The 23,182-nt window shown below is 70.6% G+C and carries 17 protein-coding genes and 1 tRNA gene; 5 read left to right on the top strand and 13 right to left on the bottom strand.

Annotated features, from left to right (window positions below; genetic code table 11):
- Positions 1-114: 114 nt before the first annotated feature.
- Positions 115-1,551, top strand: coding sequence for a pyruvate kinase (pyk, locus tag ACP4J0_RS10290; protein ID WP_426598322.1), 1,437 nt, complete (start codon positions 115-117; stop codon positions 1,549-1,551).
- An 8-nt stretch (positions 1,552-1,559) separates the two neighbouring features.
- Here pyk and ACP4J0_RS10285 read toward each other — a convergent pair whose 3' ends face one another.
- Both ACP4J0_RS10285 and ACP4J0_RS10280 read right to left on the bottom strand, forming a co-directional pair.
- Positions 1,560-2,336 carry a transcriptional regulator gene (locus ACP4J0_RS10285; RefSeq protein WP_426598321.1) on the bottom strand — a complete coding sequence of 259 codons (777 nt, stop codon included), beginning with the start codon at positions 2,334-2,336 and terminating at the stop codon, positions 1,560-1,562.
- 106 nt (positions 2,337-2,442) lie between these two features.
- A tRNA-Leu gene (locus ACP4J0_RS10280) sits at positions 2,443-2,517 on the bottom strand.
- Positions 2,518-2,618: 101 nt separating this feature from the next.
- On the opposite strand from ACP4J0_RS10280, the gene ACP4J0_RS10275 reads away from it, so the two are divergent.
- Positions 2,619-3,275, top strand: coding sequence for an ANTAR domain-containing response regulator (locus ACP4J0_RS10275; protein ID WP_426526174.1), 657 nt, complete (start codon positions 2,619-2,621; stop codon positions 3,273-3,275).
- Between the two features lie 69 nt (positions 3,276-3,344).
- Here ACP4J0_RS10275 and ACP4J0_RS10270 read toward each other — a convergent pair whose 3' ends face one another.
- From ACP4J0_RS10270 to ACP4J0_RS10230, 9 genes are all read right to left on the bottom strand, one after another.
- Positions 3,345-4,061 (bottom strand): ABC transporter ATP-binding protein, encoded by a 717-nt coding sequence (locus ACP4J0_RS10270; protein WP_426598320.1) that lies wholly within the window; start codon positions 4,059-4,061, stop codon positions 3,345-3,347.
- Positions 4,058-4,972, bottom strand: a complete 915-nt coding sequence (locus ACP4J0_RS10265; protein ID WP_426598319.1) for an ABC transporter ATP-binding protein — start codon at positions 4,970-4,972, stop codon at positions 4,058-4,060. Before ACP4J0_RS10265 ends, ACP4J0_RS10270 begins: the two co-directional genes overlap by 4 nt.
- A gap of 5 nt (positions 4,973-4,977) precedes the next feature.
- A complete protein-coding gene (locus tag ACP4J0_RS10260) occupies positions 4,978-6,804 on the bottom strand; it encodes a branched-chain amino acid ABC transporter permease (RefSeq protein ID WP_426598318.1) in 1,827 nt (608 codons plus the stop codon).
- Positions 6,805-6,809: 5 nt separating this feature from the next.
- Positions 6,810-7,742, bottom strand: coding sequence for a branched-chain amino acid ABC transporter permease (locus ACP4J0_RS10255; RefSeq protein WP_426598317.1), 933 nt, complete (start codon positions 7,740-7,742; stop codon positions 6,810-6,812).
- Positions 7,743-7,854: 112 nt separating this feature from the next.
- Positions 7,855-9,093, bottom strand: coding sequence for a branched-chain amino acid ABC transporter substrate-binding protein (locus tag ACP4J0_RS10250; protein ID WP_426598316.1), 1,239 nt, complete (start codon positions 9,091-9,093; stop codon positions 7,855-7,857).
- Between the two features lie 287 nt (positions 9,094-9,380).
- A complete protein-coding gene (locus ACP4J0_RS10245; RefSeq protein WP_426598454.1) occupies positions 9,381-9,992 on the bottom strand; it encodes a Tat pathway signal sequence domain protein in 612 nt (203 codons plus the stop codon).
- A complete protein-coding gene (locus tag ACP4J0_RS10240; RefSeq protein WP_426598315.1) occupies positions 9,989-10,480 on the bottom strand; it encodes a hypothetical protein in 492 nt (163 codons plus the stop codon). Before ACP4J0_RS10240 ends, ACP4J0_RS10245 begins: the two co-directional genes overlap by 4 nt.
- Before the next feature lie 322 nt (positions 10,481-10,802).
- Positions 10,803-11,291 carry a hotdog fold thioesterase gene (locus ACP4J0_RS10235; protein ID WP_426598314.1) on the bottom strand — a complete coding sequence of 163 codons (489 nt, stop codon included), beginning with the start codon at positions 11,289-11,291 and terminating at the stop codon, positions 10,803-10,805.
- Positions 11,292-11,371: 80 nt separating this feature from the next.
- The gene (locus ACP4J0_RS10230; protein WP_426598313.1) at positions 11,372-13,651 is read right to left on the bottom strand and encodes an FdhF/YdeP family oxidoreductase; all 2,280 of its coding nucleotides are present in this window, start codon (positions 13,649-13,651) and stop codon (positions 11,372-11,374) included.
- A 286-nt stretch (positions 13,652-13,937) separates the two neighbouring features.
- Here ACP4J0_RS10230 and polA point away from each other — a divergent pair, with 286 nt between their 5' ends.
- Both polA and ACP4J0_RS10220 read left to right on the top strand, forming a co-directional pair.
- Complete coding sequence (gene polA, locus ACP4J0_RS10225) at positions 13,938-16,661, top strand: DNA polymerase I (RefSeq protein ID WP_426598312.1); 2,724 nt, start codon at positions 13,938-13,940, stop codon at positions 16,659-16,661.
- Between the two features lie 313 nt (positions 16,662-16,974).
- Complete coding sequence (locus ACP4J0_RS10220; protein ID WP_426598311.1) at positions 16,975-17,388, top strand: hypothetical protein; 414 nt, start codon at positions 16,975-16,977, stop codon at positions 17,386-17,388.
- On the opposite strand, the gene ACP4J0_RS10215 is transcribed toward ACP4J0_RS10220, so the two are convergent.
- Positions 17,309-18,163 carry a DUF4184 family protein gene (locus ACP4J0_RS10215; RefSeq protein WP_426598310.1) on the bottom strand — a complete coding sequence of 285 codons (855 nt, stop codon included), beginning with the start codon at positions 18,161-18,163 and terminating at the stop codon, positions 17,309-17,311. The genes ACP4J0_RS10220 and ACP4J0_RS10215 overlap by 80 nt on opposite strands.
- Positions 18,164-18,402: 239 nt before the next feature.
- On the opposite strand from ACP4J0_RS10215, the gene ACP4J0_RS10210 reads away from it, so the two are divergent.
- Positions 18,403-20,205 (top strand): lytic murein transglycosylase, encoded by a 1,803-nt coding sequence (locus ACP4J0_RS10210; RefSeq protein WP_426598309.1) that lies wholly within the window; start codon positions 18,403-18,405, stop codon positions 20,203-20,205.
- 69 nt (positions 20,206-20,274) lie between these two features.
- Here the strand turns inward: ACP4J0_RS10210 and ACP4J0_RS10205 are convergent, their stop codons facing one another.
- Positions 20,275-23,133: an ATP-dependent helicase C-terminal domain-containing protein gene (locus ACP4J0_RS10205; protein ID WP_426598308.1), complete on the bottom strand. Its 2,859-nt coding sequence runs from the start codon at positions 23,131-23,133 to the stop codon at positions 20,275-20,277.
- Positions 23,134-23,182: the final 49 nt, after the last annotated feature.

Genomic DNA, 23,182 nt, shown 5'->3' with positions numbered 1-23,182 from the left:
ATCGGAGCAGCGCCGCGCACAATTCAACACTTGTCAATAACCCTTTACTCAAAGGTTGTTGAGTGGACATGCGCGGCCAATTCGCTACCCGCCGGTAAGTCATAGGCTCGACCCATGCGCCGAGCAAAGATCGTCTGCACACTTGGGCCCGCCACCGACTCGTACGACCAGATCAAACGCCTGGTCGACGCCGGAATGGACATCGCCCGCTTCAACTTCAGCCACGGCACCCACGCCGAACACGAAGAGCGATACCACCGTGTCCGAAAAGCCTCCGACGAGACCGGCCGCAGCGTCGGCACCCTCGCCGACCTTCAAGGCCCGAAGATCCGGCTCGGCCACTTCACCGAAGGCCCCGTACTCCTCGAACGCGGCGACACCTTCACCATCACCGTCGAAGAAGGCATCGCCGGCGACCGCCACACCTGCGGCACCACCTACCCCGGCCTCGCCGCCGACGTCACCCCCGGCGAACGCATCCTCGTCGACGACGGCAAAGTCTGCCTCGAAGTCACCGGCATCGACGGACCCCGAGTCCGAACGACGGTCATCGAAGGCGGCATGGTCTCCGACCACAAAGGCCTCAACCTCCCCGGCGCCGCCGTCTCCGTCCCCGCCCTCTCCAAGAAGGACGAGGACGACCTCCGCTGGGCCCTCCGCAACGGCTTCGACGTCATCGCCCTGTCCTTCGTCCGCAGCGGACGAGACGCCCTCGACGTCCACCGCATCATGGACGAGGAAGGCCGCCGCCTCCCCGTCATCGCCAAGATCGAAAAACCCCAGGCCGTCGAGAACATCGACGACATCGTCGCCGCCTTCGACGGCATCATGGTCGCCCGGGGCGACCTCGGCGTCGAAATGCCCCTCGAACAGGTCCCCATCGTCCAGAAGCGCGCCATCAAACTCGCCAAACGCAACGCCAAACCGGTCATCGTCGCCACCCAGATGCTCGACTCCATGATCGACAACGCCCGCCCCACCCGCGCCGAGGCCTCCGACGTCGCCAACGCCGTCATCGACGGCACCGACGCGGTCATGCTCTCCGGCGAAACCAGCGTCGGCAAACACCCGATCGAAACAGTGCGCACCATGGCCCGCATCGTCGAAGCAGCCGAGGAGGACATCCTCGCCAAGGGCCTGCCCCCACTGACCGACCGCAACAAACCCCGCACCCAGGGCGGCGCCGTCGCCCGCGCGGCCGCGGAGATCGGCGACTTCCTCGGCGCGAAATTCCTCGTCGCCTTCACCCAGTCCGGCGACACCGTCCGCCGCCTCTCCCGCTACCGCTCACCCATCCCGCTGCTCGCCTTCACCCCCGAACCGGCGACGCGCTCACAGCTGAGCCTGACCTGGGGCGTGGAGACCTTCCTCGGTCCCCACGCGGACTCCACGGACGCGATGGTCGACCAGGTGGACGAACTGCTCACCCGGTACGGACGCTGCGAGAAGGGCGACGTCGTGGTCATCACGGCCGGCTCGCCACCCGGGGTGTCGGGCACGACCAACCTGGTGCGGGTGCACCACATCGGGGAGGACGACGGTCCCACGTAGGCCGGTCGTCAGTACTTGGGGCCGACGTGGGCGTCCATGAGGGCTACGGAGGCTTTGCGGGCTACGGAGATCGTGACGGCCGCGCGGCTTTGATTGAGTGACTTCCACTCGACGCCGACGCGGTCGAGAGCGGCGGTGAAGAGTCTGATGATGTCGGCCGATGTGTTGGTGAAGAAATACCGGGGGTATTCGTACCGCTTGTGCTCACCGGCAACCAGACGGGTCGTCCAGTTGGTGATGCGACAGCCGTCGGAGTGGATGAGTCCGCGGATGAACTCCCAGGGGTACGCGGCGACGATCGTCTGCTGCCAGGGGTCGAGAGCGATCTCCCGGTCGTGCTTCTTCCCTGGCCCGTGTTGGGGAAAGAAGCATGGCCAGTGCCCGCTGTAGCCGACCACAGAGGTGTAGCCGACGGCTCGGACTCGGTATGCCTTCCCGCTGGGATTGATGGCTTCGAGGGCGGCAGCGCACGCGTTGATGAGCCCGGGCCATGCATCGGCGCACGCGATTCGGAGGAAGTAGCCCGACCTCATGCCGGGACTGATACAGCCATCGCCGAGATAGAGGCCGAGTAGGTAGGCGTACGCCGCCCCGTCCTCAGGTGACTCGGCGTTCGGACCGCACAGCGAGCAGGAGGTTTGCCGCATGCGTGGCAGAGGCTCGATGCGTGTCTGCCACGAGCGGATGGCGGCGCGGGATATACCGGTTTCCTTGCTGACGGAGTTCAGACTCCGTCCTTGTGCCACCAGTGCCAATGCACGCTTGCGTGTGCTGGTGTCGTACATGCAGTCACTCTGTGGCGAGGCCCGCAACGACACGCAGTAAAAAGTGGATGTTCACGAGAACGTGGACATCCACTTGCTGACGGCAACCTTGGAAAACAAGGAAAAGTGCCCCGGGTCGGACTCGAACCGACACTGTATGGGTTTTGAATCCATTGCCTGCTGCCAATTGGGCTACCGGGGCTCGCGGAATCGAAGGTTTCCCCTGACCCTCCGCGCGTCCACCTTACCGCAGCTAGGTAGGCTCTTGTCAGCAGTACCCCTGCCCCGAACGAGGAGCCCCACGTGACCGCCCCCGAGTCGCCCCAGCCCGCCGACGTGCCCGAAGACGAGAAGTCGCACGTTCCTCCGCTGACGACCCGCGTCGTCATCGCCGAGGACGAGGCGCTCATCCGACTGGATCTCAAAGAGATGCTGGAGGAGGAGGGGTACTCCGTCGTCGGTGAGGCCGGTGACGGTGAGCAGGCGGTGGAGCTGGCCCGGGAGCACAAGCCCGACCTCGTGATCCTCGATGTGAAGATGCCCAAGCTGGACGGGATCTCCGCGGCCGAGAAGATCGCCGAGGAGAGCATCGCGCCCGTGCTGATGCTGACCGCGTTCTCGCAGCGCGACCTGGTGGAGCGGGCGCGGGACGCGGGAGCGATGGCGTATCTCGTGAAGCCGTTCAGCAAGAGTGATGTCGTGCCGGCGATCGAGATGGCCGTGTCGCGGTTCACGGAGCTGAAGGCGTTGGAGAAGGAGGTCGCGGATCTCAGTCTGCGGCTGGAGACGCGGAAGCTGGTGGACCGGGCGAAGTCGGTGCTTCAGACGGAGTACGGGCTGACGGAGCCGGCGGCGTTCCGGTGGATCCAGAAGACGTCGATGGACCGGCGGATGTCGATGCAGCAGGTGGCCGAGGCGGTCATTCAGGATGCCGAGGAGAAGAAGGCGTCCAAGGGCTGAGCAGGCCGGATGATGAAGGTGGCCCGCGTCCCCGGCAGGGGGCGCGGGCCACTTCGCGTGTGTGCCGGGTCAGTCCTCGCCGAGGTAGGCCTTGCGGACGGACTCGTCGTGGAGGAGGTCTTGTCCGCTGCCGGTCAGGACGATGTTGCCGACTTCCATGACGTGGCCGTGGTCGGCCAGGGAGAGTGCGGCTTGGGCGTTCTGTTCGACGAGCAAGATGGTGGTGCCTTGGGATTTCAGTTCGGCGATGGTCGACATGATCTTCTGCATCATGATGGGTGAGAGGCCCATGGAGGGTTCGTCGAGCATGAGCAGTTTGGGTTGCGACATCAGGGCGCGGCCCATGGCGAGCATTTGCTGTTCGCCGCCGGAGAGGGTGCCTGCGGCTTGTTTTCTGCGTTCGCCGAGGATGGGGAAGAGGTCGTAGGCGCGTTGGATGTCTTTTTCGATGCCGGGTTTGTCGGTGCGCAGGAAGGCGCCGAGGCGGAGGTTGTCCTCGATGGTCATGCGGGGGAAGATGTGCCGGCCTTCGGGGGAGTGGGCGAGTCCGAGGGAGACGATCTGGTGGGCGGGGACTTTCTTGAGTGACTTGCCGCCGAATTTGATCTGGCCGCCGACCGGTTTGAGGAGGCCGGAGAGGGTGCGCAGGGTGGTGGTCTTGCCGGCGCCGTTGGTGCCGATGAGGGTGACCACTTCTCCGGCGTCGACTGTGAAGGAGATGCCTTTGACGGCTTCGATCTTGCCGTAGGCGACGCGGAGGTCTTCCACCTCGAGGAGTGCGGTCATCGGTCGTTCTCCTTGCCGGCCGCGGTGTCCGTGGTGGTGTCGGCCTGGGCGTGGGCTTCGGCGGCTTCCACCTCGGCGGCCTCGGTGGCGCCGGGGTCGTTGGCGAGGGGTTCGCCGAGGTAGGCGGCGATGACGCGTTCGTCGCCCTGGACGGTGGCGCTGTCGCCTTCGACGAGTTTCTCGCCTTGGACGAGGACGGCGACGCGGTCGCAGAGGTTGAAGATGAAGCGCATGTCGTGCTCGATGACGAGGACGGCGATGCCCATGTCGCGGATGGCGAAGACGAGTTCCTCGGTTGCCCGGGTCTCCTGGGGGTTCATGCCGGCCGTCGGTTCGTCGAGGAGCAGGAGTCCGGGTTCGCTGGCGAGGGCGCGGGCGATTTCGAGTTTGCGTTGTTCGCCGTAGGGGAGGTTGCGTGCGAGGTGGTCGGCTTTGGCGGCGAGGCCTATGAACTCGAGGAGTTCTGTGGCGCGTTCGCGGCTGGCGGCTTCGGCTTTGTGGAAGCCCGGGCCGCGTAGGACGGCTGACCAGAAGCCTTCTTTGGTTCGGGTGTGGCGGCCGACGAGGACGTTTTCCAGGACGGTCATGTTGCCGAAGAGGCGGATGTTCTGGAAGGTGCGTGCGATGCCGGCGGCGGTGACTTTGAAGGACTTGGCGGGCAGGACCCGGTTCTTGTAGCGGACTTCGCCTTCGGTGGGGATGTACAGGCCGGTGAGGCAGTTGAAGAAGGTGGTTTTGCCGGCGCCGTTGGGTCCGATGAGGCCGACGATCTCGCCGCTGTTGACGGTGAGGTCGACGTTGTTGACGGCGGTGAGGCCGCCGAAGCGCATGGTGACGCCGCGTGCGTCGAGGACGGGGGTGCCGGGGGTGGGTGTGCCCGGGGTGTCCTTGGTGGTGGTGTCGGTGGTCATGGTGGTCAGGCCCCTGTCTTGCTCAGGACTGTGGGCGCTTCGGCCTCTTCGTGGAATTCCAGTTGGCGGCGTCGGTTGGGGATGAGGCCTTCCGGGCGGAAGCGCATCAGCAGTACGAGCGCGAGTCCGAAGGCGAGGAGTTGGTAGTCGCCGAGGAACTGGAGCTTGTTGGGGATGAGGAAGAGCAGGGCGGCGCCGATGAGGGGGCCGGCGATGGTGCCCATGCCGCCGAGGACGACTGCGGCGAGCAGGAAGGCGGAGTTGGGTGGGGTGGTGCCGGCGAAGAGGTACTGCTCGGGGGTGACGGTGTAGGTGACGTGTGCTTGTACGGTGCCGGCGAGGCCGGCGAGGGTGGCGCCGACGGCGAAGGCGATGAGTTTGACGCGGAAGCCGTTGATGCCCATGGCGAGGGCGGCGGTTTCGTCTTCGCGGATGGCGACCCAGGCTCGGCCGATGCGGGAGTCGCCGCTGCGTCGGAAGACGAGGACGACGACGGCCGTGATGATGAGCATCAGGAAGAAGTAGTTGGCGAACCGGCCGATGGTGAAGCCGGCGACGTCGTGCTGGACGCCGAGGTCGAAGCCGAGGATCTTGAGGTCGGGGATGGAGGAGATGCCGTTGGAGCCGTTGGTGAGGTCGGGTCCTGAGGTGCCGTCGAGGTTGTTGGCGGCGATGCGGAAGATCTCGCCGAAGCCGAGGGTGACGATGGCGAGGTAGTCGCCGCGGAGTCGCAGGGTGGGGGCGCCGATGAGGACGCCGAAGACGAGGGAGGCGGCGGCGCCGACGAGGACGGCGGCCCAGAAGGGGAAGTGGACGCCGAAGGGGGAGCTCTGCGATCCGGAGACGAGGGAGGCGGCGTAGGCGCCGACGCCGAGGAAGGCGACGTAGCCGAGGTCGAGGAGGCCGGCGAGGCCGACGACGATGTTCAGGCCGAGGGCGACGGTGGCGAAGATGAGGATGTAGACGCCGAGGGTGGCGTACTGGTCGTCGGTCTGGGTGAAGGGGAAGCAGGCCGCCGCGACGAACGCGCCGCAGATGGTGATGTTCTGGTGCCGGGCGGTGATCTGGGTGATCTGGGTGATCAGGCCGGACTTGTTGAGGGCGGCGAAGCCGAGGCCGGCGGTGATCAGGAAGCCGACGAAGAGTTCGTCGTACTCGGTGCCGATGCCGTAGGTGAAGACGAGCAGGGCGACTGCGAGGACGGCCGCGATGATGAGGATTTCGACGTAGGACGGCAGTGTGCGGACGGGGCGGGGGGCGCCGGAGGTGAAGGCTGCCCTGATGGTCTGCCAGTTCTGGGCGGTGGTGTGCTTGAACTGTTCCCAGCCGGTGCTGTCGGAGTCGAACGGGTCGGGTTCGGGGCGTTCGAAGGGGAGGGCGAGGGCGCCGAGGAGGGTGATGAGGGTGACGGCGGCTGCGACGTAGCCGCCGGGTTCCAGGTTGACCAGGCCGCCGAGTTGGGCGCTGATCGCGATGAGTGTGTACCAGGTGGTGGTGAAGGTGGCGAGGGCGGCGAGTCTGATGGCCGCGTCGGCGCCGGAGGGTGCGAGCCAGCGCAGTCCTTTGACGCCGTAGGACGCGAGGCCGAGGAGGGTGGTGAGGGCGCCGCCGATGAGTACGAGGACCTGGAGGCCGCCGGGGTAGCCGTAGACGGTGAGGTCGCCGGGGAATTCGGCGGTCCAGGTCCAGGCGAGGAAGGTGGAGACGATGGTGAGGAGGCCGCCGCCGGTGGCGAGGGCGCGGCCGGTGTGCGGGGGTATGCCGATGAGGCCGGTGTGGGCGCCCGTGGTGGGGGTGCCGGCGGTCTTCGGTGTGGTGGTCTGTGTGGTCATCGGTGTCACGCCCTGTCCGCAACGCGTTCGCCGAGCAGGCCTTGTGGCCTGAGCAGCAGCACGAGGATGAGGAGGATGAAGGCCCAGACGTCCGCCCAGGACTGGCTGCCGAACTGGCCCAGTCCGGGGACGTCGGCGATGTAGGCGGTGGCGAGGGTTTCGGCGACGCCGAGGACTATGCCTCCGATCATGGCGCCGTAGATGTTGCCGATGCCGCCGAGGACGGCCGCGGTGAAGGCCTTGAGTCCCAGGATGAAGCCCATCTTGAAGTCGACCTGGCCGTATTTGAGGCCGAAGGCCACGCCTCCGATGGCGGCGAAGACGGCGCCGAGGGCGAACGCGACCACGATGATGCGGTCGGTGTTGATGCCCATGAGTTTGGCGGTGTCGGGGTCCTGGGCGGTGGCCTGCATGCCGCGTCCGGTGCGGGTCTTCATCACGAAGTAGGCGAGGATGGCCATGCTGATGGGTGCGGCGGTGAACAGGAAGATGTCGCCGGTCTGGATGGTGACGTTGCCGATGTGGAAGGGGCCGCCGTCGATCTGGGGGAAGGTGCGGGCGGATTTGGCGTCGGGGTACCAGGCCCAGATCGCCTGCTGGAGGGCGAGGGAGAGGCCGATGGCGGTGATGAGGGGGGCTAGTCGGGGGGCGCCGCGCAGCGGGCGGTAGGCGAATCGTTCCGCTCCGACGGCGACGGCCACTGAGACGATCACCGCGCCGATGAGCATCAGGGGGAGGGCGATCAGCATGGAGGTGCCGTCGGGCAGGATGTATATGTAGACCGTGAGCGCGCCGAAGGCGCCGGTCATGAAGATCTCGCCGTGGGCGAAGTTGATGAGCTGGACGATGCCGTAGACCATTGTGTAGCCGATGGCGACCAGCCCGTACATGGATCCCAGTAGCAGGCCGTTGACCAGCTGCTGCGGCAGTTCGTTCACCGCATGTCCTCCGAGACTTTCGGTCGTTCGACGGATGTGACCGGATGCGAGTCCGCGCGGGGCGCCGGTGGTACAACGCCCCCCGCGGCTGGTGGGCTGTGGTGCGGGTCGGTCAGCCGGTGTAGGTGCCGGACTTGACGGCCTTGAAGGCTCCGTTCTCGACGGAGTAGACGGTGAGCTGCTTGTTGGTGGCGTCACCGAATTCGTCGAAGGAGACCTTGCCGGTCACGCCGTCGAAGGAGACGTTCTGCATGGCCTCGGTGACCTTGGCGCGGGCGTCGGAGGGGAGCTTTCCGTCGTTGTCCTCGACGACCTTCTTGACGGCCTCGATGATCGCCCAGGCGGAGTCGTAGGAGTAGCCGCCGTAGGCCGCGAAGTCTTCCTTGTAGCCGGCCGCCTTGTAGTCGGCGACGAATTTCTTGGCGGAGGGGAGTTCTTCGACGGGGGCGCCGACGGAGGTGGCGAGGTCGCCGGTGCTGGCGGCGCCGGCCAGCCTGATGAAGGTGTCGTCCTTGATGCCGTCGCCGCCCACGAGCGGGATCTTGGCGCCGGCTTCCTTGATCTGCTTGCTCAGCGGGCCGGCCTGCGGGTATTCACCGCCGTAGTAGACGACGTCGGCGCCGGAGTTCTTCACCTTGGTGGCGACCGAGGAGAAGTCCTTGGTGTCGGGATTGATGTGCTCGGTGCCGACCACCTTGCCGCCGAGCTTCTTGAACTCCTCGGTGAAGGTGGCGGCGAGGCCGGCGCCGTAGGTCTTCTTGTCGTCGATGACGAAGACGTTCTTCTTCTTGGCGTCGTTGTAGACGTACTGGGCGGCGAAGGGGCCCTGGATGGCGTCGGTGGTCGCGGTGCGGAAGTACGACTTGTACGGGCGGACCTTCTTGGTGCGCCAGTCCGGGCCCTGGGTGAGGGAGGGGCCGGTGTTGGCGGGGGAGACCTCGACGAGTTTGGCGGTGTCGAAGACCTTCTGCATGGACTCGCCGACCGAGGAGTTGAGCGGGCCGACGACGCCGAGGACGTCGTCGTTGGCGACGAGCTGGGTGGCGTTCTGCTGGCCTACGGAGGGCTGGCCCTGGTCGTCGAGGGCCTCGATCTCGAAGGTGATGCCCTCGACGTACTTGTCCTTGTTGGCCGTCTTCGCGGCGAGGTCCGCCGAGTTCTTGATGCCGAGGCCCAGCGCGGACAGGTCGCCGGTGAGCGGGGCGTCGACGCCGATGACGACGGTGGTGCCACCTCCGCCGCCGTTGCCGGAGTCCGAGCCGCCGTCGTCGTCGCGCGAGCCGCAGGCGGTGAGGGTGAGGGCCCCTGCCGCGAGAGCGGCGGTGATGGCGATGAGCGAACGTTGACGCACGATCAGTCCTTTCCCTGGCACGGCCGCTTCCCCGTGGAGGCGGTCGAGTCGAGCGCTGGGCCGAAGTGAAAATCGGACTGCGCGGTGACTGGCCGTGACTCTAAGCGTGTGTGGGGAAGGTGGAGGAGGGTCTGACTCAGGCTGTGACGCTCTTGTTATGACACGGGGTAATGCAGAGCGGTACTGGCTGAGAAGAAGGGCGGAATTCAGGCCGATTCGCCCTGTCCGCATGATGAGAACGTGCAGGACCGCAGGGCGCTGTTCAGGTGTCTGGGGTGTTTTGGTGATTACCTGGAATCGTTGCCGCAGGTGTCCTCGATGGCCTGCGAGAGGTGCTGCGCATAGCGTTGCCCCAGTATGAAACTGTGGGCTTCTATTGCGCGCGTATTACGCAGTGTTACATCGAGAAAAGGGAGTCCGGGATTCCGCGGTGCTTCATCGCATTCCGTCACCCGGAGCGTGACGATGATCATGCGGGCGGAAAGAGCCTTTGTCCGGAAAGGTGCGGCGGGTGACGACGTCATCGAGAGGCCGGCGTAGGGCTGGGTCAGCCGCGTCACGGTGACGGGTGGTCCGGACCGCACGCTCAGCCGCACCGCGAAGCTGAAACTGCCGGGCTCGGCGTTGCCGGGGCCGGGTACCGCGTCCAGGTAGTCGAGGTCGACCGCCTGGGAGGGGGGTGGCGGTGGGGGAGGCGACGGCTGCCGGGGCCGGTCGGCGTACAGGTAGCCGCCGCCTGCCAGGAGGGCGAGTGCCGCGGCGGCGGTGAGGACGGTCCGGCGGTGGCGGTCGTAGTGCCGGGCGAGAGGTCCGCGCGGCCGGCCGCGGCGCCCGGGGGTGACCGGGGCGTCCCAGGCGTGGGTGCCCTCGCCCGGCTCGAGGGGGCCGGTGCCGCTCACCGCTGCCACGGGCCGTCGCTCGGACCGCCGTCGCGGTACTGCTCGACGCACGCCGCACGCGCCCGGCGGCCGGCCAGCTCCTCGGCGGCCCGGGTGCCTCGGTCGCGTTCCGTGGCCCGAGCGGCGTCCATGACCTCCCGGAGGATGTCGTACTGCCGGCCGGACAGCCCCATCGACTGGTAGTCGCCGTAGGGCTCGCCGCCGTGCAGCATCTCGCGTGCCCAGTAGCCGACGGCGCTCGTGCACAACTCCGCCCGGGAGGGGGTTCGTCGGTCCGCCACCGATGTGGCTGTTCCGGAGGCGGCGCCGGAACCGGTCTCACCGGTGGAGGAGTTGACGCAGGCGGTCGTCAGGGCGGCGGTCGTCAGCGTCAGAGCGAGCGCGACCAGGGCGGGCGCGACCCGCCCGGGCCGACGTCGTTCGGGTACGCGCCGTGCGGGCCGGTGCCGTTGGGGCGCGACCTGCCCGTGCCGGTGCCGTTCGCGCACGAGCCGTGCGGGTCGGCGTCGTTCGGGCACGAGCCGTGCGGGTCGGCGTCGTTCGGGCACGAGCCGTGCGGGTCGGTGCCGTTCGGACGTGAGCCGCCCGTGCCGGCGTCGTTCGGGCACGAGCCGTGCGGGTGTGAACCGGAATCGCCGAGCCGCCGCCCCCGGCCAGGGGGCCTCTCCCCGTCCCATGCCCCGACGCTAGAGCGCCGGGTGGCCGGCGGCAATGCCGTGGCCGCGGGGCGATGGGGCGGGCGGCCGGGGGACGCGTTCGGGTGAGGCCGCTGGGGCGGCCGGGGCCGTTCCGCGTCCGGCGCTGCGCCGCTCAGCCCGTCGCGCCCGCCCGTGCTCCGTCGCCGGGGTCGACGTCCCGCAGCAGGCAGGTCAGCCGGGCGGTGCACACGCGCCGGTCCTGCTCGTCGCTGATCACGATCTCGTACGTCGCCGTCGACCGGCCCCGGTGCACCGGTGTGGCCACCCCGGTGACCAGACCGGAGCGGACCCCGCGGTGGTGGGTGCAGTTCAGGTCGACACCGACGGCGATCCTGGAGCTGCCGCCGTGCAGCATCGAGCCGACCGACCCGAGCGTCTCGGCCAGCACCGCGGAGGCGCCGCCGTGCAGCAGCCCGTACGGCTGGGTGTTGCCCTCCACCGGCATGGTGCCGACGACGCGGTCGGACGAGGCCTCGAGGATCTGGACGCCCATGCGCGTCCCGAGGTGCCCGGCGGAGAAGAGCGCGGGCAGGTCGACACCGAGCGCGGCGTACTCGTCGATGACCTCCTGCGGGAACTGCACCTGCTGCTGCTCGCCCATGGGCCGGCTCCGTTTCGTCGCTCCGTCTGTCCGATCCGCCGGCCGGCCCGGTGGGGCCCGCCGGCTGACTGAGCAAACGCTCAGTCGGTCGCCGATTGTTCCAGACGGACGACGACGGACTTGCTGGCCGGGGTGTTACTGGTGTCCGCGGTGGCGTCCAGCGGAACCAGGACGTTGGTCTCCGGGTAGTACGCCGCCGCGCAGCCCCGGGCGGTCGGATAGTGCACGACGCGGAAACCGGGCGCCCGCCGCTCCACCCCGTCCCGCCACTCGCTGACCAGGTCGACGTACGAGCCGTCCCGCACGTTCAGCTGCCGGGCGTCCTCCGGGTTGACCAGGACGACCCGGCGGCCGTTCTTGATGCCCCGGTAGCGGTCGTCCAGGCCGTAGATCGTGGTGTTGTACTGGTCGTGCGAGCGCAGCGTCTGGAGCAGCAGCCGTCCCTCGGGCAGCTCGGGGTACTCGATCGGCGCGGCGGTGAAGTTGGCCTTGCCGGTGGCCGTCGGGAAGCGGCGTTCGTCGCGCGGGGCGTGGGGGAGGGCGAAGCCTCCCGGGTGCGCCACGCGCGCGTTGAAGTCCTCGAAGCCGGGGATCACGCGCGCGATGCGGTCGCGGATCGTCGCGTAGTCCTTCTCGAACTCCTCCCAGGGTGTGCGGCTGCTCTCGCCCAGCACGCGGCGTGCCAGCCGGCACACGATCGCCGGCTCGGACAGCAGACGTGTGCTCGCGGGCTCCAGCCGGCCGCGGGAGGCGTGCACCATGCCCATGGAGTCCTCGACGGTGACGAACTGCTCACCACTGCTCTGGAGATCGCGCTCGGTGCGGCCCAGGGTCGGGAGGACGAGGGCTCGTGCGCCGGTGACGGCGTGCGAGCGGTTCAGTTTCGTCGACACGTGCACGGTGAGGCGGGCGCGGCGCATGGCCGCCTCGGTGACCTCCGTGTCGGGGGACGCGGAGACGAAGTTGCCGCCCATGGCGAAGAAGACCTTCGCCTCGCCGTCGCGCAGCGCGCGGATGGCCCGTACGACGTCGTAGCCGTGTTCGCGCGGCGGGGCGAAGCCGAACTCCCTCTCCAGGGCGTCCAGGAAGGCGGGCGCGGGGCGTTCGAAGATGCCCATCGTGCGGTCGCCCTGCACGTTGGAGTGGCCGCGCACCGGGCAGACGCCGGCGCCCGGGCGGCCGATGTTGCCGCGCAGGAGGAGGAAGTTCACGACCTCGCGGATGGTGGGTACGGAGTGCTTGTGCTGGGTCAGGCCCATCGCCCAGCACACGATGGTGCGCTTCGAGGCGAGCACCATGCGCAGGGCTTCCTCGATCTCCGCGCGGGTGAGGCCGGTCGCCGTGAGCGTCTCGTCCCAGTCGGCGGCGCGGGCGGCCTCGGCGAACTCCTCGTAGCCGTGGGTGTGTTCCTCGACGAAGGTCCTGTCGACCGCGCCCTCGGTGTCGAGGATCAGCTTGTTGAGGAGCCGGAACAGGGCCTGGTCGCCGCCGAGGCGGATCTGCAGGAACAGGTCGGTGAGGGCGGCGCCCGTGGTGAGTCCCTTGGGGGTCTGCGGGTTCTTGAAGCGCTCCAGGCCGGCCTCGGGCAGCGGGTTGACGCTGATGATCTTCGCGCCGTTCGCCTTGGCGCGTTCCAGGGCGGAGAGCATGCGCGGGTGGTTGGTGCCCGGGTTCTGGCCGGCCACGATGATCAGGTCGGCCTTGTACAGGTCCTCCAGGAGGACGCTGCCCTTGCCGATGCCGATGGTCTCACCGAGGGCCGAGCCGGACGACTCGTGGCACATGTTGGAGCAGTCCGGCAGGTTGTTGGTGCCGAGCTCGCGTGCGAAGAGCTGGTAGAGGAACGCGGCCTCGTTGCTGGTGCGTCCGGAGGTGTAGAAGACGGCCTCGTCGGGCGAGTCCAGGGCGGCGATCTCCTCCGCGACGATGTCGAAGGCGCGCTCCCAGGTGACCGGCTCGTAGTGCTCGCCGCCCTCCGGGAGGTACACCGGGTGGGTGAGCCGGCCCTGCTGGCCCAGCCAGTAGCCGCTGCGGGTGGCGAGGTCGGTGACGGTGTGCGCGGCGAAGAACTCCGGGGTGACCCGGCGCAGGGTGGCCTCCTCGGCCACGGCCTTCGCGCCGTTCTCGCAGAACTCGGCCTTGTGCCGGTGGTCCGGCTCCGGCCAGGCGCAGCCCGGGCAGTCGAAGCCGTCCTTCTGGTTGACGCTCAGCAGGGTCAGCGCGGTCCGCTTCACGCCCATCTGCCGCTGTGCCATCCGCAGGGTGTGGCCGATGGCCGGGATGCCCGCCGCCGCGTGCTGCGGGCCTGTGACCTGCGGCGCGTCCTGAACCGGATCACCTTTGGGCGGCTTGGTGGCCATCGCGCGCTCCTTCGCCTACACGTGTGAGGTACGTCTCCGATCCTCGCACGCCCTGCCGACATCGCCGGTGGCCGGGCGGGCGGGAGAGCGGGAGCGGGTGCCTGTCCGGGAGCGGTGCTGGCGAGGGGCGGTGACGGTGGGTGGCGCGGGTGGTGGTGGGCGGGGGCGTCGGCGGGTGGTTCGGCAGGTCACGGGCGGGGGGCGTCGGCGGGTGGTTCGGCAGGTCACGGGCGGGGGAGCGTGAGGGCGGGGCCGAGTGTCAGTGGTACGTGGCAGGATCGGGGTCGTGGCGAAGACAGCATCGAAGAAGACCGACAGCACATCCGGCGGCCGTCCGCGGCTGATGCTCATGGACGGGCACTCGCTGGCGTACCGCGCGTTCTTCGCGCTGCCCGCGGAGAACTTCACGACCGCGACGGGCCAGCCGACCAACGCGATCTACGGTTTCGCGTCGATGCTGGCCAACACGCTGCGTGACGAGGCGCCCACGCACTTCGCGGTGGCGTTCGACGTCTCCCGCAAGACCTGGCGGTCCGAGGAGTTCACGGAGTACAAGGCGAACCGCTCCAAGACCCCGGACGAGTTCAAGGGCCAGGTCGAGCTGATCGGCGAGCTCCTCGACGCGATGCACGTCTCCCGGTTCGCCGTCGAGGGCTTCGAGGCGGACGACGTGATCGCCACGCTCGCCACCCAGGCCGAGGCCGAGGGCTTCGACGTGCTGATCGTCACCGGTGACCGGGACTCCTTCCAGCTGGTCAGCGAGCACACCACGGTCCTGTATCCGACCAAGGGCGTCTCCGAGCTGACCCGGTTCACGCCGGAGAAGGTCTTCGAGAAGTACGGACTGACCCCCGCGCAGTACCCCGACTTCGCGGCGCTGCGCGGTGACCCGTCCGACAACCTGCCGGGCATCCCGGGTGTCGGTGAGAAGACGGCCGCCAAGTGGATCAACCAGTTCGGGTCGTTCGCCGAGCTGGTCGAGCGCGTCGACGAGGTCAAGGGCAAGGCCGGGCAGAACCTCCGCGACCACCTGGAGTCCGTCAAGCTCAACCGCCGGCTCACCGAGCTGGAGCGGCGGGTCGAGCTGCCGAAGACGGTCACCGACCTGGAGCGTTCCGCGTACGACCGCAAGGGCGTCGCGGTGATCCTGGACACCCTGGAGATCCGCAACCCGTCCCTGCGGGAGCGGCTCTACGCCGTCGACCCCGGCGCCGAGGAGGCCGAGGAGACACCGGTGGTGGCGGACGGCGTGGAGCTGGACGGCACGGTGCTGGGCACGGGTGAGCTGGCCGGCTGGCTCGCCGAGCACGGCACCCGGCCCCTCGGCGTCGCCATGGTCGACACCTGGGCGCTGGGCACCGGCTCGGTCACCGAGGTCGCGCTCGCCGCGCCCGACGGGAAGGCCGCCTGGTTCGACCCGTCCGAGCTGGACGAGACCGACGAGAGGGCGTTCGCGGCCTGGCTGTCCGACGCGGACCGGCCGAAGGTCTTCCACAACGCCAAGGGTGCGATGCGCGTCTTCGCCGAGCACGGCTGGAGCGCAGCCGGGGTGGGCATGGACACGGCGCTCGCCGCCTATCTGGTCAAGCCGGGCCGCCGCTCCTTCGACCTGGACGCGCTGTCCCTGGAGTACCTGCACCGCGAGCTGGCCCCCGCCGCCGCGGCCGACGGCCAGCTGGCCTTCGGCGCGGACGAGGGCGCCGAGGCCGAGGCGCTGATGGTGCAGGCCCGCGCGATCCTCGACCTGGGCGAGGCCTTCGAGGGCCGCCTGGCCGACGTCGGTGCCGCGGACCTGCTGCGTGACATGGAGCTGCCCACGTCCGAGCTGCTGGCCCGTATGGAGCGGCACGGCATCGCGGCCGACCGGGCCCATCTGGAGGCCATGGAGCAGATGTTCGCGGGCGCCGTGCAGCAGGCGGTGAAGGAGGCGCACGCGGCGGCCGGGCGCGAGTTCAACCTGGGCTCGCCCAAGCAGCTCCAGGAGGTGCTCTTCGGTGAGCTGAACCTCCCCAAGACCAAGAAGACCAAGACCGGCTACACCACCGACGCCGACGCCCTGGCCTGGCTGGCGGCCCAGACCGACAACGAACTGCCGGTGATCATGCTCCGTCACCGTGAGCAGGCCAAGCTGCGCGTCACGGTCGAGGGCCTGATCAAGACGATCGCCGCGGACGGCCGCATCCACACCACGTTCAACCAGACGGTCGCCGCGACCGGCCGCCTCTCGTCCACGGACCCGAACCTGCAGAACATCCCGGTCCGCACGGACGAGGGCCGCGCGATCCGCCGCGGCTTCGTCGTCGGCGAGGGCTTCGAGTCCCTGATGACGGCCGACTACAGCCAGATCGAGCTGCGCGTGATGGCCCACCTCTCCGAGGACGCGGGGCTGATCGAGGCCTTCACCTCCGGTGAGGACCTGCACACCACCGCCGCCGCGCAGGTCTTCTCCGTCGAGCAGTCCGCCGTCGACGCGGAGATGCGCCGCAAGATCAAGGCCATGTCCTACGGCCTGGCGTACGGACTGTCCGCCTTCGGCCTCTCCCAGCAGCTGAACATCGAGGCGGCCGAGGCCCGCGGACTGATGGACGCCTACTTCGAGCGGTTCGGCGGCGTACGGGACTATCTGCGCCGGGTCGTCGACGAGGCGCGGGCGACGGGTTACACGGCGACGCTCTTCGGCCGCCGCCGCTACCTGCCCGACCTCAACAGCGACAACCGCCAGCGCCGCGAGGCGGCCGAGCGCATGGCGCTGAACGCCCCGATCCAGGGCACGGCGGCCGACATCGTCAAGATCGCCATGCTCAACGTGGACAAGGCGCTGCGCGAGGCCGGCCTGGCGTCCCGGATGCTGCTCCAGGTCCACGACGAAATCGTCCTGGAGATCGCCCCCGGCGAGCGGGCGGCGGCGGAGGAGCTCGTCCGCCGCGAAATGGCGAACGCGGTGCGGCTCAGGGTGCCCCTGGGCGTCTCGGTGGGCGCGGGCCCGGACTGGGAGTCCGCGGCGCACTAGCCTCGGGCGGTCGGCGGTCGGCGGTCGGCGGTCGGCGGTCGGCGGTCGGGGGCGGCGGTACCGGGGCGCGGGAGCGTCGCGAGACTGGCACTTCCCGCGCCCCGCGCCCCGCGCCCCGCTCCCGCGCCCCGCGCGTCGGGGCGCGGGGTCGGTTGGCGGTGCGGACCCCGGTGGTGGCCAGCGCTGGACCGGCGTCCTGCTCCTGGCCAGGGCGGGTGACTCGCTCGCACGGCCCCGCCCGCCCCGCCGGGCACTTCACTCAGGTGGCCCCCGCGAAAACGCCACCGCGCCTGGCGCCCGTGAGGATGCGGGCATGGGTATACGCATGCTCCACCACCGGACGACACCGGCACGGGCACGCACAGACGGACCCGCCCGCGTGCCGTTCCTGAGGGTCCCGGTCGTCGCGCCGGGCGCGAGTACCGGCCGCATCCCCGCCACGGTCACGACGGCCCTGCGCCGCACCGCGGCCGGCCTGCGCCGCGGACTCGCCCACCGGAACCCGGCCACCGCGCCCCCACGCGGGACGCCCGCCAGGAGCCCGTGGGCCGACCTGGCCCGCGGCTACCTGGCGCTCGCCCTGACGCTGCTGCCGCGGTCACGCCCCGCACACACCTTCACCGTGTTCGTCGCGAACGCCGACACCCTCAGTGCGCGACCCGGCGGTCCGGCTCCGTACCGACGTCTTCCCGGCTTCCGGGGGCCGGAGCCCGACGCCACGCCCTGACCCCCACGGCGTACAGCAGCAGCCCCGGGACGAGCCCCGCGCCCGCCCCGAAGCACACCGTCGGGATCAGCTCCCAGGGCTTCGCGACGGCTCCCCAGTGGTCCCACCACCGGACCGCCCGCTGCACCGCCCCGGCCACCGCGCAGCCGCCCAGCACCGCCCAGGCCCACCACCGGTCCCCCGCCGAGAGGACCGGGACGCCCAGCGGCTCGGCCCGGGGCGCGCGGCGCAGTGCCCGTATCAGGAACACGGCGATGACGACCGCCGCCACCGCGGAACCGCCGTACTGGAGGTACCAGTAGAGCGGTGACCCCGCGATCTCCCGGTCCAGGGCCGGGAACACCCGCGTCCCCCAGCGGTCGTGGTGCGTGAACGCGTCCCACACCACGTGCGTCAGCGCCCCCAGCACCGCCGACACGTACCACCGCACCACGAGGGACGGTCGCACGCGCGCGCGTGGTGCCCCGCAGCGCAGCAGCGCGGCGGCGCGTCCCTGCCGGGCCCGCGGCAGCAGCGCCACCAGCGGTTCGCGGATCAGCAGCCACAACCCCACCAGCGCCCAGGCGATGACCACGTCGATGGTGAAGACGCCCGGGAAGGAGTGCGTGACGTCCCCGAACTCCATCGCTCCGGACAGGAAACTCGCCGCGTAGTAGGTCATGTCGGGCGAGAAGGACCCCGCCACCAGCACGGCCGGCACCAGCCGCCCCCGGCCGGCCCCGTCGCCCCGCACGGCGGGCAGCACGGCGGCCGCATGACTGAGGGTGAAGGGCAACGGAACTCCTCTTATGGCCAACCGGTGAATATCGGGCACGAACGGGTGCCCGAGCAAAGCAAGTTGTCGTAGGGTCGCCTGCGGCACCGTACTGGTCGGACAGACGAACATCACGCTCGGAAAGTTGCGGTGCGACCACCGCCGCCGACCGGTCGTCACAACAGGGCGGGTACGACGGCGGGACAGCCGAAGGGCTGACAGAGACAGACGCGCAGGCGTCCACGGGAGGGGTTCACTCTATGGCGGCGCAGTTCGACAGGAGACTCCGCAAGGCGGCGGTCACCACCACCGTCGCGGCGGTCGCGGTCGCGGCCCTGTCCGCGTCCCAGGCTCCCCACGTGACGGCCGACGCCCACGGCAGACAGACCACCGCCGACAACGTGCCGGCATCCGACACGCCCCCCACGGAGAGCGCCACCGGCAACTCGCCGTACTACACGGACCTGCCGCCGCTCAACAGCCCGAGCCCCGCACCGACCATCGGCACCCCCGCCTCCCGGGGCACGTCCGAGGCGGGCATTCCGGCGACCGTCCTCGACGCCTACAAGAAGGCCGAGGCGGCGCTGCGCCAGTCCAAGCCCGGCTGCAACCTGCCGTGGCAACTCCTCGCCGCCATCGGCAAGGTGGAATCGGGCCAGGCCCGCGGCGGTCGCGTCAACGCCGACGGCACCACGACCAGCCCCATCATCGGCCCCCAGCTCGACGGCAACGGCTTCGCGCTCATCAAGGACACCGACAACGGCGTCTACGACGGCAACAGCGCCTACGACAACGCCGTCGGCCCCATGCAGTTCATCCCGTCCACCTGGGCCTGGGCCGGCCGTGACGGCAACGCCGACGGCAAGGAAGACCCCAACAACATCTACGACGCCGCGCTCGCCGCCGGCCACTACCTGTGCCGCTTCGGCTGGGACCTGTCCACCCAGGCCGACCTCGACCGCGCGATCCTCAGCTACAACAACTCACAGGACTACCTGCGCACGGTCCTGTCCTGGCTGGAGCACTACCGCAAGGGCACCCACGAGATCCCGGACGGCACCGGCACCCTGCCCGTGGGCCGCAGCGACGACGACAAGAACGTGACCGGGCCCAGCCCCTCGCCCGGCGGAACCGGCGCGACCACCGGCCCCCGGGCCCCGGGCACGACGACGCCCACCCCCGAGAAGCCGGTCAAGCCCACCGAGCCCGCCGAGCCTTCGGACCCCGGCACCGGCTCCCCGGACCCCGGTTCGTCCGGCCCGTCCGATCCGGGAACACCGTCCGAGACCCCGACCCCCACCGACACGGTGCACCACCTGGAGAACGCCGGCACCACGGGCCTCACCGCCACCGCGGGCGACACGTTCGCCAACAGGATCAGCACCCGAGCCGAGACCAAGGGCGGAAAAGCCGTCGGCAAGGTGCGGATCCGCTTCACCGTCGTGGGCGACACGGACGCCACCTTCACCGGCGGTGAGAAGGTCGCCGCGGTCATCACCGACGCCTCCGGCGTGGCCGTCGCGCCCTCGCTGGTGGCGGGTGAGAAGACCGGCGGATTCACCGTCCGTGCCACCGTCGTGGGCCGCACCGTCGGTCTCGACTACAAGGCCACCGTCACCGAGCGCGTCGCCGACACCCTCGCGCGCACCAGCGACACCGCCCTGACGTGCACGCCGGGCGGCGAGTTCGCCGACCGGGTCGAGGTGAGGGCCACGCACAAGGGCGCCGCCGCCGACAAGGTCGCCGTCACCGCCACGCTCGTCAAGTCGGTGCTCGACCCGGCCGAGAACGACAAGGGCCCCTACTTCAAGGACGCCGACGGCAAGGCCGTCCGCACCCTGACCGGCCTGAAGACCGACGCCAAGGGCCTGCTGACGCTGCCGAAGCTGTACGCGGACGACACCAGCGGCACGTTCGTGCTGCGTCTGACCACCGCGGGCGGCGCCACGGCCAACGTCCAGCTGAAGGTGGCCGAGGCGGAGCCGACGCCGAGCCCGTCCCCCGAATCGCCCGACGCCTCGCCCAGCCCCTCCACCGAGCCGTCGACGGAGCCGGAAGCGTAGGCGCGGCACCCGCGCGAACGACCGAGGGGCGCCCTCCGCCGGGGCGCCCCTCGGCGCGTCGCCACCCGCTCACTTCGCGAGCCGGGCCTTGGTGTGCCGCGTCGGCTCCGCGGTGGCCGGGTCCTCGGGCCACGGATGCTTCGGGTACCGGCCGCGCAGCTCCGCCCGTACGCCCCTGTAGCCGTCCTTCCAGAAGGAGGCCAGGTCGGCGGTGACCGCGGCCGGGCGGCCGGCGGGGGAGAGGAGATGGACGAGGAGCGGCACCCCGGCGATCTCCGGCGAGTGCTGGAGACCGAACATCTCCTGCAACTTCACCGCGAGGACCGGCTGCCGGGGGTCTCCGTAGTCGATCCGGATCCTCGACCCACTGGGCACGACGATCCGCTCCGGGGCGAGTTCGTCGAGCCGCGCGGCCTCCCCACCGGCCCAGGGCAGCAGCCGCGCCAGCGCCTGCCCGGCGTCGATCCGCGCCAGGTCGGCCCGCCGCCGGGCCCGGCTCAGCTCGGGTTCCAGCCACTCGTCCACGCGCGCGTGCAGCGCTTCGTCGCCGACGTCGGGCCAGGGGTCGCCGAGCCGCAGCCGCAGAAAGGCGAGCCGCTTGCGCAGCACGTCGACCTCCGCCGACCAGCGCAGCAACCCGAGCCCCTCCTGCCGCAGCCCCTCCAGCAGCGCGTGCCGTACGAGACCCGGGTCGGCGCCGGTCAGCGGCCGCACCGCGAGTTCCACCGCCCCGAGCCGTTCGACACGCCGGGCCACGACGTCGCCGCCGCCCCAGTGCACCTCGTCCCGCTCCTCCAGCAGCGCACCGGCCGCGAGCCGGGCCGTCGCCTCGTCGACGACCGCCCCGAGCTGCACGCGCGCGTGTCCCTTTCCCACGGGCCGGTCGGCCACGGCGACGGCGATCCACGGCGCGCCCCGCAGCGCCGACGCCTCCGGCAGCTCGGCCCGGGTGCCGGAGACCATCAGGTACGAACCGCCGTCCTTCCTGGCCACCCGTTCGGGGAAGGCCAGAGCGGCCACCAGCCCGGCGAGAGCGTCCTCGGTGAGGCCCGGCTCCCCCCGGCCGTCCTCCTGCCCCACGGCGCCCCGCAGCCGCCGCACCTCGCTCCGCCACCGGGCCGCGTAGGCATCGCCCCCACGCCGAGCGGCCCGCAGTACGGACGCCAGATCGTCCCCGTACTCCCGCGGCGGCTCCTCACTGAGCAGAGCAACCACCTCCGCCACCGCATGCGACGTGCCCGCACGGGGGCCGCCCGCAGCGGCCGCGCCCTTCCTGTCCGCGGTGCTCGTGCCCGCGGTGCCCGTGTCTGCGGCGCTTGTGCCCGCGGTGCTGGTGCCCGAGGTGCTCGCGCCCGCGCTTCGCGTGCGTGGGGTCCTCGCGTCGGCGGGGTTCGAGGCTGAGGCGCCGGTGTCCGGGATCCGGCTGCCGGCCGTGTCTGCGTCCGAGGCGGCACCATGGGACGTGTCCGCATGGGACGCGCCCGTACGGGACGTGTCCGCATGGGACGTGTCCACATGAGACCTGTCCGCATGGGACGTGTCCGCGCCGGCCGTGCCGGTGCCCGAGACGCTCGCACCGCCGCCCCTCGCACCCGGCGCCCCCGCGTCGAGCAGCGCCCGCCCCAGCCGCGGATGCAGGCCGAGACGGGCCAGCCGTACACCCCGGCCGGTGGCCCGGCCGGCGGAGTCCACCGCGCCCACGGCCGTCAGCACCGACCGGGCCGCCGCCATCGCCCCGCCCGGCGGCGGATCGAGCAGCGCCAGCCCGGACGCGTCGGGATCGCCCCAGCAGGCCGCCTGCAACGCGAACGCCGTCAGGTCGGCCACCTTGATCTCCGGCGCCGGGAACCGCGGCAGACGGGCGTCCTCCGCCTCCGCCCAGCAGCGGTACACCGCACCCGGAGCCTCACGCCCCGCCCGCCCGGCACGCTGCCGCGCCGCTGCCCGCGAGGCGCGTACCGTCGTCAGCGCGCTCAGTCCGCGCGCGTGGTCCACCCGCGGCTCCCGCGCCAGCCCCGCGTCCACGACGACCCGCACGCCCGGCACCGTCAGCGACGACTCGGCCACCGAGGTCGCCAGCACCACCCGGCGCCGCGCCCCGGGAACCAGCACCGCGTCCTGCACGGCCGCCGGCGCCCGCCCGTGCACCTGGAGCACGTCGACAACCCCGAGGCCCCCGAGCTGTCCGGCGACCCGGGCGATCTCCCCGACGCCCGGCAGGAAGCACAGCACGTCCCCGTCCCGCTCGGCCAGCGCCCGCCGCACCACCGACGCCACGTGCGCGAGCAGCGCCGGGTCCACCCGCATCCCGTGCGGCGGCCTCACCGGACGCACCGGCGGGGCCCACACCACCTCCACGGGGTACGACACGCCCCGCGCCTCGACGACCGGCGCCCCGCCCAGGAGCCGGGCCCAGCCCTCCGCGTCGGTCGTGGCCGACGCCGCCACCAGCCGCAGCTCCGGCCGCAGCGCCTGACGCACGTCCCACAGGAACGCCGCCGTCGTGTCCGCGTCCAGATGCCGCTCGTGGCACTCGTCGAGCACTACCACGTCGACGCCCGTCAGCTCCTGGTCCCGCTGGAGCCGCTGCAACAGCACACCGGTCGTGACGACCTCCACGCGCGTGTGCCGTCCGACGACCCGTTCACCGCGCACGGTGTACCCGACGCTCGCGCCGGGCTGCTCACCCAGCAGCCACGCCATCCGCCGGGCCGCCGCCCGCGCCGCGATCCGCCGCGGCTCGGCCACCACCACACGCCGCTCGGGCCCCTCGCCCAGCAGGCCGGCCAACGCGAGCGGCACCAGTGTCGTCTTGCCGGTGCCGGGCGGCGCGACCAGCACCGCGGTGCCGTGCCCCTCCAGGGCGTCGTGCAGCGCGGGCAGGGCACCGCGTACGGGCAGGGCGTCCAGGGCGTCGTAACGGATCACGCCCCCAGTGTCGTACGCCGGCGAAACCACCGGTCACGCGCGTGCGCAC

This window comes from Streptomyces sp. WG7 (assembly GCF_049975785.1).
In the GTDB taxonomy this organism is placed as follows: domain Bacteria; phylum Actinomycetota; class Actinomycetes; order Streptomycetales; family Streptomycetaceae; genus Streptomyces.
This window is presented reverse-complemented; position numbering and strand designations above follow the sequence as displayed.

Coding starts and splice junctions, on each gene's coding strand:
- ACP4J0_RS10260 (WP_426598318.1), bottom strand. CDS start 6,804: ATGACCACACAGACCACCACACCGAAGACCGCCGGCACCCCCACCACG.
- ACP4J0_RS10235 (WP_426598314.1), bottom strand. CDS start 11,291: ATGGGCGAGCAGCAGCAGGTGCAGTTCCCGCAGGAGGTCATCGACGAG.
- pyk (WP_426598322.1), top strand. CDS start 115: ATGCGCCGAGCAAAGATCGTCTGCACACTTGGGCCCGCCACCGACTCG.
- ACP4J0_RS10220 (WP_426598311.1), top strand. CDS start 16,975: ATGGGTATACGCATGCTCCACCACCGGACGACACCGGCACGGGCACGC.
- ACP4J0_RS10230 (WP_426598313.1), bottom strand. CDS start 13,651: ATGGCCACCAAGCCGCCCAAAGGTGATCCGGTTCAGGACGCGCCGCAG.
- ACP4J0_RS10210 (WP_426598309.1), top strand. CDS start 18,403: ATGGCGGCGCAGTTCGACAGGAGACTCCGCAAGGCGGCGGTCACCACC.
- ACP4J0_RS10285 (WP_426598321.1), bottom strand. CDS start 2,336: ATGTACGACACCAGCACACGCAAGCGTGCATTGGCACTGGTGGCACAA.
- ACP4J0_RS10270 (WP_426598320.1), bottom strand. CDS start 4,061: ATGACCGCACTCCTCGAGGTGGAAGACCTCCGCGTCGCCTACGGCAAG.
- ACP4J0_RS10265 (WP_426598319.1), bottom strand. CDS start 4,972: ATGACCACCGACACCACCACCAAGGACACCCCGGGCACACCCACCCCC.